This is a genomic window from Mesorhizobium sp. WSM4307, from assembly GCF_007003945.1.
GTDB lineage: Bacteria > Pseudomonadota > Alphaproteobacteria > Rhizobiales > Rhizobiaceae > Mesorhizobium.
Genome location: NZ_VFTB01000009.1, coordinates 255,521 through 269,689, shown reverse-complemented (window position 1 = coordinate 269,689; position 14,169 = coordinate 255,521). Strand labels below are relative to the sequence as shown.

Sequence of the window (14,169 nt, the reverse complement as noted above, 5' to 3'; positions counted from 1 at the left end):
AAACGCGCTTCAGCGCTGGCCGCCGAAAGCCAGTCGTGCGGCCAGGCCCGCGAATACGGTTCCCAGCAGGATCTGCGGCGCCCGCCGGAACCGCGTGCGTTTTGATAAGGCGGCTCCGATCCGGCTGGCGGTCAGGATGACCAGGCCGTTGACCATCAGCCCGATCAGATTGAGCACGGTCGCCAGCAGCAGGATCTGGCCGGCGACGGAACCGGTCTCGGGGCGCACGAATTGCGGGAACAGCGCCAGCACGAACAGCGCCATCTTCGGGTTGAGCAGATTGGTCAGCAGGCCTTGCCGGAAAATCCGGCTTCGCGAATAGCGCGGCAGGCCGGCGACCGGGGCAAATGCCGTTCCGTCGGAACGGAACGCCTTCCAGGCGAGATAGGCAAGGTAGGCCGCGCCGGCATAGCGCACGATGTCGTAGGCGATGGGCGCTGCCAGGAACAGTTGCGACAGGCCGAAGGCGGCGGCCAGCGCGTGGCAATAGGTGCCGGCGGCGATGCCGGCATAGGTCGCCAGGCCCGAGGCGCGCCCCTGGCTGGCGCTGCGGGAGGCGATCAGCAGCATGTCCGGCCCTGGCGTCGCGGTCAAAGCGAGGCAGGCAATGGCGAAAAGTCCGATGGTGGAAAGGTCCGGCATGAGAACTCCCCAGGAGATGGCCGGAACCGACCCCTACGCGATTCCTCGGCATCGGCAAAGGTGCCGCGGCAGGAATTGCCGCTTCATTTGCCTCGCCCGGTGCGAAAGCCTATATGCCGGATCAAAGGACAAAGCATGGCCCGCATCTACAAGACCCGCACCTGGCATGGCGAACTCGCCCCCTCGATGGAGGAGATAGAGTTCCTGGCGCTGGAGGCCTACGCCCATCTGCCGGAAGATTTTCGCAAGCTGACGGGCGAGATAGTCATCCAGATTGCCGAGTTCCCGACCGACGAGATCATGGACGACCTGTCGCTGGAAACGCCGTTCGACCTGCTCGGCCTGTTCGAGGGCCGCGGCATCGCCGAGCGCTGGAACCCGCAGACCGGCGAAGGCCCGAACCGCGTCACGCTCTACCGCCGCGCAATGCTCGACTACTGGGCCGAAAACGAGGAGACGCTCGGCGACATCGTCACCCATGTGCTGATCCACGAGATCGGCCACCATTTCGGCCTGTCGGACGATGATATGGAGCGGATCGAAGAAGCGGCTGAGTAGAGCCCACACTTCGTCATCCTAGGGTCTGCGCCGCGTCGCTTCGCTCCTTGCTTCGCCCTAGGATGACGAAGAGAAGGAAGGCCTCAGCGCCTGGCCCTACCAGTCGCTGAGCTTGGTATCCGGCCCATATTCCTGGCCGTCGACATCCTTCACCACCGCCTGGCCGCAGCGCATGGTCTTGGCCTCCTTGTCATAGGCATAGGTCGGCGAGCCGAACAGGTGCCAGCCCTTGTTCAGCGCCGCCGTCACCTTGTGGCAGAAGCTGGCGTCGTCCGGGCCGGTGAGAAAGCGGTAGAGTTTCATGTCCCAAGTCCTGTCGTAAGTGCCCATAGCCCGCGAGCATGGGGCTATATCATGCGCCGATGGCGGCCGCCTTCGCCAGCAGTTTTTCGGCCTGTGCCAGATGCAACCGCTCGACCATCTTGCCGTTCAGCGCGATCACGCCTCTGTCTGTGTTTTCCGTGAGCGCAAAGGCATCTTTCACCGCGCGTGCCTCGGCGATCGCCTCCGGCGAGGGCGCGAAGGCGCGGTTCGCGGCGTCGATCTGGGCCGGATGGATCAGCGTCTTGCCGTCGAAGCCCATGGCGGCCCCCTCCGCGCACTCACGGGCAAAGGCGTCGAGGTCGCGAAAATCATTGGCGACGCCGTCGAGCATGTCGAGGCCTCCGGCGCGCGCGGCCAGCACCATCTGCATCAGCCATGGCACGAGGTAGCGCCGGTCCGGCGTCACGTGCACACCGGTGTCCTTGGCCAGATCATTCGTTCCGGCAACGAAACAAGTGAGCCGGGAGGCCGGGTCGCGGCCCAGTTCGGCAATGGCGCCGATGTTGAGCAGGGCCTTCGGCGTCTCGATCATCGCCCAGAGTTTCACGCTATCGGGGGCAAAATTGTCGTCGAGCACGTCGCCGACTTCGAGGATGTCGCGCGGCGTGGCGACCTTGGCCAGCAGGATGCCGTCGGGCTCGACTTTCGCCACGGCCAGGAGGTCGTCGTCGCCCCATTCGCTGGCCAGCGCATTGACGCGCACCACCATCTCGCAGCGGTGGCCGAGATGGTTGGCAGCCGGGCGGCCGGCGAAGATGGCGGGCAGCTTTTCGCGGGCGGCAATCTTGTCGGCCGGCGCGACGGCGTCCTCGAGGTCGATGATGATTGCGTCGCAGGACAGAAGCGTGATCTTGGCCAGCGCCTTGTCGTTGGAGGCCGGGACGTAGAGCACCGAGCGGCGCGGACGGTAGGATTCGGTCATATCCGATCTATGCCGCCTGGGGTCGGTCGAGGCAAGCGTTGGGGCTGTGCGGCCACCCTCTCCCTTGTGGGGAGGGTCGCTGCGAAGCAGCGGGGTGGGGTCCGGCGCCGCACCCCCACCCGGACCTTCGGTCCGACCTCCCCACAAAGGGAGGTAGAAGCTCAGCGCCCTTCCGCAACGGCTGCGGAAGCGGGCCTTTCCTCTCCCCCGTCGATCGGGCGAGAGGTGTCGAGCGAAGCTCGACGGAGTGGGGGTCGACCCTTGGGCGCAAGGCGAGGCAATGCTTGCGCCCTTCCTATGTCCGTTCGCGGCGGTTGCCAGGTGGTTCCTCCACTCCGTCTCGGCTTCGCCGAGCCACCTCTCCCCCCTCCGGAGGGAGAGGAAAGGAGCCTGGCTGGGGCGACACACCAGCCCTGGCGCGCGACCCTGCACGAAAACTGCACAGGCCTGCGGAAAAGCTCCTCGGATCCGCCCTGCCATCTCCCTGCCGGCCTGCGAAACAGGCGGCATGCACAAGCGAGCAAAACCCCGTTGGTCCGTGCCACAGCGCCTGCGCAGCGAAGGCTGGTGGCTGGTCGATCCGCCACGCGCGAATCCCATGGCGATTCTCATCCCTTTCGCCCGCAAGTGTCCGCCGACCTTCCGGCTGGACACCATCGGGAGGATCAGGTCGTGACAGCGTTCTTCTCTGCCGCGCCAAGTTATTGCAGCCGCTTCGGTGTTGCCGTGCTGCTGGTCGTGCTGGCGGATTTCCTGTTCTACGGCCAGCCCGCCGGCATCACCGCCTTCCTGTTCGCCATCCTGATCGCCGCCGCGGTCGTGGCCGTGCATCCCACGGCCTTCAGCGACATCAGGGTCTGGCTCAAGCCCGCCGCCTTGCTTGTCGCACTGCTGCCGCTCGCCGAGAATGTCAGCCTCCTGTCCGTCTCGATCGCGCTCGCGGCGCTGGTCGTGTTCGCGCTTTCGTTGAGCGGTCGCTTGCGGCACGGCATGGCGCGCATTGCCGGCCAGATCGCGTTGTTCGGGCTGGCGGCGCCGTTCCGCTTCGTCCGCGATTTCATCCGCTGGCGCAAGACTGCGCGCCGGTTTGACGGGCGACGTGTGCGGCTGGCGGCGATCGCCGTCTGGGTGATGCCGCTGACACTGGGCGCCGTGTTCCTGGCACTGTTCGGCGCCGCCAATCCGGTCATCGACTACTGGCTGTCGCTGATCGACCTGATGAAGCTGCTCGACCTCATCCAGCTGGCGCGCGTCGCCTTCTGGCTGTTCGCGCTCGCCGGCGTCTGGGCCTTTCTGCGGCCGCGCCTGCCGCGCTTTTCGCGGCGCGGCCCCCGGCCACCCCTTGCCGCGGCTCAACCGGCGATCAATCCGCAAAGCCACGTCGTCGAGGACATCGTGTTCGGCAAGGCCGCCATCCTGCGCGCCCTGATCGTCTTCAACGTGCTGTTTGCGCTGCAGACCGGGCTCGATGCCACCTATCTGTGGGGCGGGGCAGCCCTTCCCGACGGTCTGAGCTACGCGGCCTACGCGCATCGTGGCGCCTATCCCCTTGTTGTCACCGCACTGCTCGCCGCCGGGTTCGTGCTGGCGGCGCTCAGGCCGGGCAGCGAAACATCGGGGGATCCCGTCATCCGCCGGCTGGTCTATGCTTGGGTGGCGCAGAACATCATGCTGGTCATCTCTCGATCCTGCGGCTCGACCTCTATGTCGGCATCTATGCGCTGACCTACTGGCGCATCGCCGCCTTTGTCTGGATGGGGCTGGTGGCGGCAGGCCTTGCGCTGATCATCGCCCGCATCGCGCTCGGAAAATCCAATGAATGGCTCTCCTCCGCCAATCTTCTGACGTTATCCCTGACGCTTTATGCCTGCTGTTTCATCAATTTCGCCGCGACGATCGCCAATTACAATGTCGACCATTCCTTCGAAATGACCGGCCAGGGCATCCCCCTCGACGCCTGGTATCTGCGCTCGCTCGGCCCGGGCGCGTTTCCAGCACTCGACCGTTTCTTCGATCATCAGGGAAAGACCGCCGAGGCCGGCGCCGCACGCGAACTTGTGAGACTGCGTGGCATCGACGAGGGTTGGTACCGAACCGTCCAGGCAAACTGGCGGGCCTGGAGCTTTCGCGACTGGCGCCTGCTTGCCTATCTCGACAGCAAGGGGTCGCTCGTGCTTCCTCAGCCTTCGCAACCTTCCTTGCCGGGCCGCTGACCGATGCCGCATCACATCCTCGTCGCCGACGATGACCCGCATATCCGCGAAGTGATCTGCTTCGCGCTGGAAAAGGCCGGCATGAAGACGCTTGGGGTGGCCGACGGCGCCGCCGCCTTGCAGGAAATCGGACGCCGGGCGCCCGACCTGGTCGTGCTCGACATCGGCATGCCGGAGATGGACGGACTGGAGGTCTGCCGGCGGCTGCGCCACACATCGGATGTGCCGGTGCTGTTCCTGTCCGCGCGCGACGAGGAGATCGACCGCATACTCGGGCTCGAAATGGGCGGCGACGACTATGTGACGAAGCCGTTCAGCCCGCGCGAGCTGGTCGCCCGCGTCAACGTCATCCTGCGCCGCGCCCGCCCGGCGCCGGCCGCAGCGGCCGACGACCGGCAGTTTTCGCATGGCAAGCTCACTCTGGCGCCGGCCAGCCACGCTGCCGCCTTCGACGGCAAGCCGCTTGCCCTGACGGGGATAGAGTTCTCGATTCTGAAAGGGTTTTTGGCGCGGCCGGCGCATGTGCTCGACCGTGACGCGGTGATGGCAAACGCCTACGCCGGCAAGATCCATGTCGCCGACCGCACCGTCGACAGCCATATCCGCAACATCCGCGCCAAGCTGGCGGCGGTGGGCTGCCTGGACGCCATCGAGACCGTGCATGGCGTCGGCTTCCGGCTCGGCCGATGCGGCTGACGACGTCCAGCAAATGGATCGGCCGCAAATGGCGGCCAAGGCTTGCCACGGTCGTCGTCGCCATCCTGATCATGGTAATGGCCTTGCCGCTGGTCGGCCTGTTCTTCTTCCGCCTCTACGAGAACCAGCTGATCCGCCAGACCGAGGCGGAGCTGATCGCGCAAGGGGCGGCCATTGCCGCCATCTATGCGCAGGAGGTGCGCGACGCCGGCATTCCCCCGGACAAACTCGGCGCGCCGATGCCGCAGGCCAATGGCAGCGCCAGCCGAGCCGCCAATCCCGACGGACCGTACCGGCCGATCGAGCCGCGCCTCGATCTCGCCTCCGACGCCGTGCTTCCGACCCGGCCGGCCGCCATGTCCGTCACCGCCGATCCGGCCTTCGCCGCGATCGGCGCGCGCCTGTCCGGCATTCTCGACGCCACGCAGAAAACCACGCTGGCCGGCTTCCGGCTGCTCGATCCCCGGGGCGTCGTCATTGCCGGGCGCGGCGAGGTCGGGCAGTCGCTTGGCGAGGTCGATGAAGTGCGAACCGCCCTTGGTGGCCACTATGCCAGCACGCTCAGGCTGCGCATTCCCGACCAGCCGACGCCACCGCTCTATTCGGTCAGCCGCGGCACCAAGGTACGGGTCTTCGTCGCCCTGCCGGTGGCCGTCGATGGCAAGCTCGCCGGCGTGGTCTATGTCTCGCGGACACCCAACAACATCATCAAGCATCTCTATGGCGAACGCGGCAAGGTGACCCTGGCGGCGATCGCCATCCTCGGCGGCACGCTGCTCATCGGCCTGGTGTTCCTGCGCACCGTCAGCCGGCCGATCTATGCGCTGATCGACCGCACCCAGCGCATCGCCGCCGGCGAGCGCGACGCGATCCGGCCGCTCGACCATCATGGCACCTACGAAATGGCCGAGCTGTCCGCCGCTTTCCTCGACATGGCCGAAAGACTGCAGGCGCGATCGGACTCGATCCAGACCTTCGCCACCCATGTCTCGCACGAGCTCAAATCGCCGCTGACGGCGATCCAGGGCGCGGCCGAATTGCTGCGCGATTCCGGCAGCGCGATGGATGATGAGGAGCGGCGGCGCTTCTCCAACAACATCGTCACCGATGCCGGGCGGCTCAATCTGCTGGTGCGGCGGCTGCTCGATCTGGCCAAGGCCGAAAATCTTGCACCGAGCGGCGAAAGCACCTCGATCGGTGCCGCGCTGGCGCTGCTGCCCGCCGACACCAGGCTGATGGTCCGCGTCGAGGCGGGCGGCGATCTCGCCTTGCGCATCTCGGCCGAGAACGCGGCAATCGTGCTTGCCAATCTCATCGACAATTCCGCCAGGCATGGCGCGACGCTGGTTTCGATCACCGCGACAAGCGCCGGCGGCAAGGCGACAGTTCTGGTCGGCGATGACGGCGCCGGCATTTCGCCGAGCAACCGGGCGCGCATCTTCGAGCCGTTCTTCACCACGCGGCGCTCCACCGGCGGCACCGGCATGGGCCTCGGCATCGTGCTGGCCCTCCTGAAAGCGCATGATGGCATGATCCGGCTGGTTGACAGCGAGCGCGGCACGCGCTTCGAGATCACACTGCCGGCGGCATAGACAGGCCGCCGGCTCGGATCGGAGAGAAAATGCGCTACGACATCGTCATCATCGGCGGGGCCATCGTCGGGTCGTCCATTGCCTATTATCTGCGCGAGGAAGGGTTTTCCGGCTCCATCGCGCTCATCGAGCGCGACCCGCAATTCGCCCATGCGGCGACGACGCTGTCCATGGCCTCGATCCGCCAGCAATTTTCCATTCCGGAAAACATCCGCCTGTCGCAATTCACGCTGAACCTGTTCCGGCGGCTGAAGGAGACGTTCGGCGCCGATGCCGATATCGGTTTCCGCGAGGGCGGCTATCTCATCCTGGCCGGAGAGAACGGCCTGCCGGTGCTCAAGGCAAACCATGATGCGCAGGTCGCCGAAGGCGCCGACATCGTGCTCGAGGACGCCGAGCAGCTGACGCGGCGCTTTGCCTGGCTGTCGGCCGAGGGTATTTCCGCCGGCGCCTATGGCCGGACCGGCGAAGGCTGGTTCGACGCGCATGCGATGCTGACGCTGTTCCGCAAGGCGCTGCGCGACAAGAAGATTGACTTCATCGCCGCTTCCGTCACCGGCATTGCGCGCGACGGCAACCGCGTCACCGGCGTCTCGCTCGACAATGGCCAGACCTTAGAGGCCGGCATCGTCGTCAACGCCGCCGGGCCGAATGCCGGCAAGGTCGCGGCTCTTGCCGGGCTGGCGCTGCCGGTCGAGCCGCGCAAGCGCAACGTCTTCGTGTTCGAAGCGCGCGAGAAATATGCCGACATGCCGCTGCTGGTCGATCCCTCCGGCATCTATGTGCGGCCGGAAGGCTCGGTCTACCTCACCGGCGGCGCCGAGCCGGAAGAGGGCGACGGCCCGGCTGACCCCAGCGATTTCGAGGTCGACTGGCCGCTGTTCGAAGAGGTGATCTGGCCGGTGCTGGCGACCCGCATTCCCGCCTTCGAGGCAATCAAGGCGACCCGCGCCTGGGCCGGGCACTACGACTACAACACGCTCGACCAGAACGCGGTGATCGGGCCGCATCCAGAAGTCGGCAATTTCCTCTTCGCCAACGGCTTTTCCGGCCACGGCCTGCAGCAGGCGCCGGCGGTCGGCAAGGCGCTGGCCGAGTTCCTGGTGCATGGCGGGTACCGGACGATCGACTGCTCGGCGTTCGGCTATGAGCGGGTGGCCCAGGGACGGGCGTTCCGGGAATTGAACGTGATTTGAGAAGCGGCCGGTCCCTTCTCCCACAAGGGGAGAAGGAAGAGGCGCCTAAGCCGCCGCCAGTCTCCCGGCCTCGACATAAGCCTGCAGCCAGGCCAGCACCCGGCCCCAGTCCTCGGCATGCTCGGCCGCCGCATCGCTCAGGCCGGCAAAACCGCCATGGCAGACGGTGAGGCGCGTACCCTTGGCGGTCGGCTCAAGCAGCCACGCGACCGTGGTTTGCCGCCGGCCAAGCGTCGGATGGTCCCAGGCATAGGCCCGTGTCTGCACGATCCGGCGTGGCGCTTCGATCTCGAGGAACTCGCCGCCGGCCGGCAGGTCCCTGCCGTCGGCCGTGCGGACGACGACAGTCCAGCGGCCGCCGACGCGAAGGTCGGCCGACCAGTCGGCCATTCGGTAGGTGTCGGCGGTCCCCCACCATTGCTCTATCTCGCTCGTGACCAGCGCGCGAAAAATGCGTTCCGCGGGCGCTTCGATCTCGGCCGACGCCATGATCGTCTCGCCATTGGTCATGCTCTGTACCCCGAGGATGTGCATCATCGATGCCTCCGTTTTGTTTCGGTATCGAAACGAGCCCTTCACCCTTTCGTTGGCGGGCGCTCGAAACCCTTGCCGGTCTCGAGCAGGCTCTTGAGACTGGCCAGCACCAGCGGCCAGCCCTTGGAGACATTCGGGATCAGCCGGTGCGGGCCGTCGGCCTCGTGGGTGACGGCAAGCTTCATCAGTTCGCCGTCCTGTTCGATGGCGAAGGTGCAGCGCGTGTAGCCGTCTTCCTTGACCTCCGGCAGCCATTCATTGCGCCATTTGATGACCAGGCGCTTGGGCGGGTCGATCTCGAGGATCTCGCCCGAATCGGCGACGCGGCCGTCGGGGAAGATCAGTTTCCAGCTGGAGCCGACCTTCCACTCGCTTTCCTGATAGGAGCAGAGGAAGAACTGCCGGTTGAACTGCGGGTCGGTGAGCGCCTCCCAGAGTTTTTCGGGCGTGGTGCGGATGTAGGTCACGTAAACGAAGCTGTTGCTCATCAGTCTTCCCTTTCGAGGCGTTTCTTCAGATCACTCAATGCATCCAGCCGATGGCGCTCGAACTTGCCGATCCAGCGCTCGGCGATCTCGTTGATCGGAACCGGGTTCAGGTAGTGCTGCTTCTCGCGTCCCTTGCGCAGCGCGGTGACGAGGTTGGCCTCCTCCAGGATCGCCAAATGCTTGGTCACCGCCTGGCGTGTCATGTCCATCTCCGCGCACAGCGCGTTCAGCGTCTGCCCGTTCCGGGCATGGAGGTTGTCCAGCAATTGCCGGCGTGTCGGGTCGGCCAAGGCGCGAAAGACTGCATCCATGCTCATGGCTTTAATATGCAACCATTTGGTTGCATGTCAAGCGGCAAGATCGTGCGCCGTCGGCGGCTGGGCGCGGCCACGGGAGAAAAAGTCAGCCCTTGCGGGAAAACCAGAAGGCTTCGGCCATGCGTTTCATGCCGATGCGTTCGTAAAAGCCGACCGCATCGGGCACGGAAATCAGGCTGATGGCGACCGACGGCCCGAGCTGCCGCCGCGCCTCGTCCATCAGGCCCTTGCCGATGCCGAGCCCCTGCGCCGATCGGGAGACGGCGAGCTCCGAGATGTAGCAGACCCACGAGAAAGTCGGTGACTGCGCGGGCCACGCCGATCAGCGGCTTGCCTTCGATGTCGAGGCGCGCGGTCAGCACAAGATTGGCGCCGGACAGCATGGCGCAGCCTGGCGGGATCATCGACAGGCCGTGTCTCGCCGAGGCCGGACTCCACCAGCACGCGGCGGAATTCGGCGATGTCGAGCGCGGGCTCGCTTGCGTAGACGACATGGGGGTTTTCAGCCATGGCCGCCAGACTGCATCAGCGGGCTAGAATTTCGAAGCCATTTTTGAGGTGGCTCATTTGCAGCGTGCGGCATGGTACAGCCACTACGGCAGCCCGTAGCTCAGGGGAAGAGCGCCAGCTACATGCTGGAGGCCCCCGGTCGAGACGGGGCGGGTCGTCGCAGATTTCAAATTGGCCTTGCGCCGCCATAGGCGATGCAGCGCGCACGAACAGTTGCCTTTTATTTGCCCTCGGCTTTGTGTAAACGGGGCGTCAGCAAATCCCCCGCAACGAAAACACGGGCAAAAGCCATGGAAAAATTCACCAAGCTCACCGGCGTCGCCGCTCCGATGCCGATCGTCAATGTCGACACCGACATGATCATCCCGAAGGATTATCTCAAGACGATCAAGCGCACCGGCCTCGGCACCGGCCTGTTCGCCGAGATGCGCTACAATGACGACGGTTCGGAAAATCCGGATTTCGTGCTCAACAAGCCGGCCTACCGCAAGGCGCAGATCCTGGTCGCCGGCGACAATTTCGGCTGCGGCTCGAGCCGCGAGCACGCGCCCTGGGCGCTGCTCGACTTCGGCATTCGCTGCGTCATCTCGACCTCTTTCGCCGACATCTTCTACAACAACTGCTTCAAGAACGGCGTGCTGCCGATCACCGTCAGCCCCGAGGATCTCGAGAAGCTGATGGACGACGCCTCGCGCGGCTCCAACGCCACTTTGTCGATCGACCTCGAAGCCAAGGAAATCCGCGGCCCGGATGGCGGCGTGGTCAAGTTCGACCTCGACGACTTCAAGCGGCACTGCATGCTCAACGGGCTCGACGATATCGGCCTGACCATGGAGAAGGCCGGCGCCATCGCCTCGTTCGAGAAGAAGAACGCCGAACAGCGTCCCTGGGCCTGAGCGGCACCGTCCGACGATAGGCCCGGCCGGGTTCAGGCCGGGTTTGGTGGCGACTGAAGGGAGGGACAGTCATGGCACGTTCGCTTCTTGCCGGCGTTTGCGGCTTGGCCTTGTTGCTGGTGCCCAGCGTGAGCGCCTTTGCGCAGACGCAGACGCCAGCTGCAGCCCAGAAGCCGGCCGGCCAGCCGGCGACCGACCAGGGATCGTCGAGCACCAGCGACGCGGCGCCCGCCGACGACGACAAGCAGGCGCCGATACCGTTCGAGGGCGGCCAACTGACCATCACGCAGCCCGAGCAGGACGGCGAGAAGGTGCTCGCCTATGATGGCAAGCAGCTGGCCAGCAACTACGATGTCTTCTTCGACAGGATCGTGAAGATCGGCGACGTCAACGTGGCGCTGGTCGATGTCGGCGACGGCGGCAATCAATGCGGCCCGGCCAAGGTGATCGTCTGGAAGCCGAAGGACGGCGAGATCAAGACCACGATGGTCGAGCAGGACGAATGCGGCGCGCCGCCGGCGGCGATCTCCGACAGCGCCATCTATTTCGTGCCCTATCTGCTGCCGGGCGATCAGAAGCCGGCCCTGCAGTGGTCGCCGACATCGGGACTGACCACCTCCGGCAATTTGACCTACATGCCGGAACCCGGGACCGACTGGAAAGACATCGACCCGTCGACCTACGACAACATCATCGACGCCTTCCACAATGAGGCGGTCTACAAGGAAGCCGAAAAGCTGCTCGGCAAGGACATGCCCGACATGGCGACCAGCCTGCTGGTCGGCGGCGGCACGGAAAAGACCGCGTCGGGCGCCTTCTATGCCAGTGGCTGCGTGCCGCATGATTGCGGCGGCAATGACGGCTTCATGGCCGTCGATCCGGCCAAGCACAAGCTCTACTTCGCCCGCCGCGGCGACAATGGCCAGCCGAACGCCTGGCCGGCGGTGGCGACATGGCCGGCCGACGTGAAAGAAGCGCTGGATAAGGCGCTGTCGTCGGCGAATTAGGGCGTCCATATGTCTGCGCAGCGCTTTCGTCATCCACGGGCGGAGCGACGCGCAGCTGCGTCGCTACGCTCCTTGCTTCGCCATAGGATGACGACGGGAGGGAGGCAGCACTTCGCCGCATCGTGACAATGGTCCGCTCGGCTTGGCCCACGACCGGATCGTCCTCCTCTGCTAGACGGACGCTCAGCAAATCCAAGGAGGCCCCCAATGCGCAAACTGATCTCCACCGGTTCGCCCTTCGAGAAGACCGCCGGCTATTCGCGCGCGGTGGTGCAGGGCGACTGGTGCTTCGTGTCCGGGACGACCGGCTATGATTACACGTCGATGACGATGCCGGAGACGGTCGAGGCGCAGACGCGCAACTGCCTGGCGACGATCGGCAAGGCGCTGGCCGATGGCGGCTTCGAGATATCAGACGTGGTGCGGGCGCATTACTACATCACCGACCAGGCCTTTGTGGACGTGGTCTTCCCTATCCTGGGCGAGACCTTCGGCGACATCAGGCCGGCGGCGACGATGATCGTGTGCCAGCTCAACAAGCCGGAAATGAAGATCGAGATCGAGGTCACGGCGCTGCGACGCTCGGCTCCGGGGCGCTGAGACCATGAAGGTCCGGCGCATCGTGGCCAATATCGAGACGCGGGATGCGGCGGCGGCGAAGCGCTTCTACCATGATGTGCTTGGCCTCGACGTGCTGATGGACCAGGGCTGGATCGCCACTTACGGCTCCGAGGAAAAGATGCAGGTGCAGGTCTCCTTCATGGCGCAAGGCGGCTCCGGCACGCCGGTGCCGGACCTGTCGATCGAGGTCGACGATGTCGAGGCGGCACTCGAAGGCATGAAGGCCGCCGGCTTCGCCATCGAATACGGCCCGGCCGACGAACCGTGGGGCGTGCGGCGCTTCTATGTGCGCGATCCCCTGGGCCGGCTGGTCAACATTCTCTCACATCGGTGATCGCGGTTGTGAACCGCAGGCTTGCGCCGCCAGCGCTTGGCGTTTAGCAAGGCCGCGGTTCAAATCTTTCTGGGACGGTTTTTCCATGGCAACGAAGCATCTTTTCCTGCTCCCCGGCGACGGCATCGGCCCCGAGGCCATGGCCGAGGTCAAGAAGCTGATATCGGCCATGAACGAAAAGCTCGGCAGCGGCTTCGCCACCGATGAGGGCCTGGTCGGCGGATGCGCCTACGACGCGCATGGCGCGGCGATTTCCGATGCCGACATGGCCAAGGCGATGGCGGCGGACGCGGTGCTGTTCGGCGCCGTCGGCGGACCGAAATGGGATGCCGTGCCTTACGAGGTGCGCCCCGAGGCCGGCCTGCTGCGGCTGCGCAAGGACATGGAGCTGTTCGCCAACCTGCGCCCCGCCATCTGCTATCCGGCGCTCGCCGCGTCCTCCTCGCTCAAGCAGGAGGTGGTCGAAGGCCTCGACATCCTCATCGTGCGCGAGCTGACCGGCGGCGTCTATTTCGGCGAACCCAAGCAGATCATCGATCTCGGCAACGGCCAGAAGCGCGGCATCGACACGCAGGTCTACGACACGTTCGAGATCGAGCGCATTTCGGGCGTCGCCTTCGAGCTCGCGCGGACGCGTCGCAATCATGTGACCTCGATGGAAAAGCGCAACGTCATGAAGTCGGGCGTGCTGTGGAACGAGGTGGTCACCCAGACGCACAAGGCGCGCTACTCCGACGTCAAGCTCGACCACATGCTGGCCGATGCCGGCGGCATGCAGCTGGTGCGCTGGCCAAAACAGTTCGACGTCATCGTCACCGACAATCTGTTCGGCGATATGCTGTCCGACATCGCCGCCATGCTGACCGGCTCGATCGGCATGCTGCCGTCCGCCTCGCTCGGCGCGCCAGACGTCAAGACCAAGAAGCGCAAGGCGCTCTACGAGCCCGTGCACGGATCGGCGCCCGACATCGCCGGCAAGGGCATCGCCAACCCGATCGCCATGATCGCTTCCTTCGCCATGTGCCTGCGCTATTCCTTCGGCATGGTCGATGAAGCCGACAGGCTGGAGGGCGCGATCGCCGCCGTGCTCGATCAGGGCCTGCGGACGAAGGACATTTTCTCGCCGGGCATGACCGAAGTCGGCACGGTCGAGATGGGCGACGCGATCATCGCCAAGTTCCTGGGTTAACCCGCTCAGTTAGAGCGTTTCACCGTTTCATGGAAACGGCGAACCGCTCTAACTCTTTGTTTTGACACAATTCCCAAGGGAAAGCGCTATGCGCTTTTCCCGGGAAAACCGCTCACACGTTTCCTGGAAT

15 protein-coding genes and 2 pseudogenes are annotated in these 14,169 nt (G+C 65.3%); 10 read left to right on the top strand and 7 right to left on the bottom strand.

Features of this window, described 5'->3' with window-relative positions:
- Positions 1-9 precede the first annotated feature (9 nt).
- On the bottom strand, positions 10-642 hold the full coding sequence (locus FJV83_RS23195) for a LysE family translocator (RefSeq protein WP_095775562.1): 633 nt from the start codon (positions 640-642) through the stop codon (positions 10-12).
- A gap of 135 nt (positions 643-777) precedes the next feature.
- Here FJV83_RS23195 and FJV83_RS23190 point away from each other — a divergent pair, with 135 nt between their 5' ends.
- Complete coding sequence (locus tag FJV83_RS23190) at positions 778-1,200, top strand: metallopeptidase family protein (protein WP_095775561.1); 423 nt, start codon at positions 778-780, stop codon at positions 1,198-1,200.
- A 96-nt stretch (positions 1,201-1,296) separates the two neighbouring features.
- On the opposite strand, the gene FJV83_RS23185 is transcribed toward FJV83_RS23190, so the two are convergent.
- A complete protein-coding gene (locus tag FJV83_RS23185) occupies positions 1,297-1,503 on the bottom strand; it encodes a DUF1737 domain-containing protein (RefSeq protein WP_095774865.1) in 207 nt (68 codons plus the stop codon).
- A 49-nt stretch (positions 1,504-1,552) separates the two neighbouring features.
- Positions 1,553-2,446, bottom strand: a complete 894-nt coding sequence (locus tag FJV83_RS23180) for a CoA ester lyase (protein WP_095792304.1) — start codon at positions 2,444-2,446, stop codon at positions 1,553-1,555.
- Positions 2,447-2,455: 9 nt separating this feature from the next.
- Here FJV83_RS23180 and FJV83_RS23175 point away from each other — a divergent pair.
- The 4 genes and pseudogenes from FJV83_RS23175 (at position 2,456) to FJV83_RS23160 (ending at position 8,143) form a co-directional block, all read left to right on the top strand.
- Positions 2,456-4,659: pseudogene (locus FJV83_RS23175) on the top strand (DUF4173 domain-containing protein).
- A gap of 3 nt (positions 4,660-4,662) precedes the next feature.
- On the top strand, positions 4,663-5,355 hold the full coding sequence (locus FJV83_RS23170) for a response regulator transcription factor (RefSeq protein WP_142878465.1): 693 nt from the start codon (positions 4,663-4,665) through the stop codon (positions 5,353-5,355).
- Positions 5,346-6,947, top strand: a complete 1,602-nt coding sequence (locus FJV83_RS23165; protein ID WP_142886428.1) for an ATP-binding protein — start codon at positions 5,346-5,348, stop codon at positions 6,945-6,947. Before FJV83_RS23170 ends, FJV83_RS23165 begins: the two co-directional genes overlap by 10 nt.
- A gap of 29 nt (positions 6,948-6,976) precedes the next feature.
- A complete protein-coding gene (locus tag FJV83_RS23160) occupies positions 6,977-8,143 on the top strand; it encodes an FAD-binding oxidoreductase (RefSeq protein ID WP_095774860.1) in 1,167 nt (388 codons plus the stop codon).
- 45 nt (positions 8,144-8,188) lie between these two features.
- Here the strand turns inward: FJV83_RS23160 and FJV83_RS23155 are convergent, their stop codons facing one another.
- From FJV83_RS23155 to FJV83_RS23140, 4 genes and pseudogenes are all read right to left on the bottom strand, one after another.
- The gene (locus FJV83_RS23155; protein WP_142886429.1) at positions 8,189-8,680 is read right to left on the bottom strand and encodes an SRPBCC domain-containing protein; all 492 of its coding nucleotides are present in this window, start codon (positions 8,678-8,680) and stop codon (positions 8,189-8,191) included.
- 38 nt (positions 8,681-8,718) lie between these two features.
- Positions 8,719-9,165: an SRPBCC family protein gene (locus FJV83_RS23150; protein ID WP_142886430.1), complete on the bottom strand. Its 447-nt coding sequence runs from the start codon at positions 9,163-9,165 to the stop codon at positions 8,719-8,721.
- Positions 9,165-9,476, bottom strand: a complete 312-nt coding sequence (locus FJV83_RS23145; protein ID WP_210248228.1) for a metalloregulator ArsR/SmtB family transcription factor — start codon at positions 9,474-9,476, stop codon at positions 9,165-9,167. The genes FJV83_RS23150 and FJV83_RS23145 overlap by 1 nt, the downstream gene beginning before the upstream one ends.
- A gap of 91 nt (positions 9,477-9,567) precedes the next feature.
- Positions 9,568-9,992: pseudogene (locus FJV83_RS23140) on the bottom strand (GNAT family N-acetyltransferase).
- A 290-nt stretch (positions 9,993-10,282) separates the two neighbouring features.
- Here FJV83_RS23140 and leuD point away from each other — a divergent pair.
- From leuD to leuB, 5 genes are all read left to right on the top strand, one after another.
- A complete protein-coding gene (leuD, locus tag FJV83_RS23135; protein ID WP_019862120.1) occupies positions 10,283-10,888 on the top strand; it encodes a 3-isopropylmalate dehydratase small subunit in 606 nt (201 codons plus the stop codon).
- Positions 10,889-10,959: 71 nt separating this feature from the next.
- Positions 10,960-11,895 (top strand): hypothetical protein, encoded by a 936-nt coding sequence (locus FJV83_RS23130; protein ID WP_142886432.1) that lies wholly within the window; start codon positions 10,960-10,962, stop codon positions 11,893-11,895.
- A gap of 207 nt (positions 11,896-12,102) precedes the next feature.
- Positions 12,103-12,495: a RidA family protein gene (locus FJV83_RS23125; protein ID WP_142886433.1), complete on the top strand. Its 393-nt coding sequence runs from the start codon at positions 12,103-12,105 to the stop codon at positions 12,493-12,495.
- A 4-nt stretch (positions 12,496-12,499) separates the two neighbouring features.
- Positions 12,500-12,850 carry a VOC family protein gene (locus tag FJV83_RS23120; RefSeq protein WP_095792294.1) on the top strand — a complete coding sequence of 117 codons (351 nt, stop codon included), beginning with the start codon at positions 12,500-12,502 and terminating at the stop codon, positions 12,848-12,850.
- A gap of 85 nt (positions 12,851-12,935) precedes the next feature.
- Positions 12,936-14,039: a 3-isopropylmalate dehydrogenase gene (leuB, locus tag FJV83_RS23115; protein WP_142886434.1), complete on the top strand. Its 1,104-nt coding sequence runs from the start codon at positions 12,936-12,938 to the stop codon at positions 14,037-14,039.
- Positions 14,040-14,169: the final 130 nt, after the last annotated feature.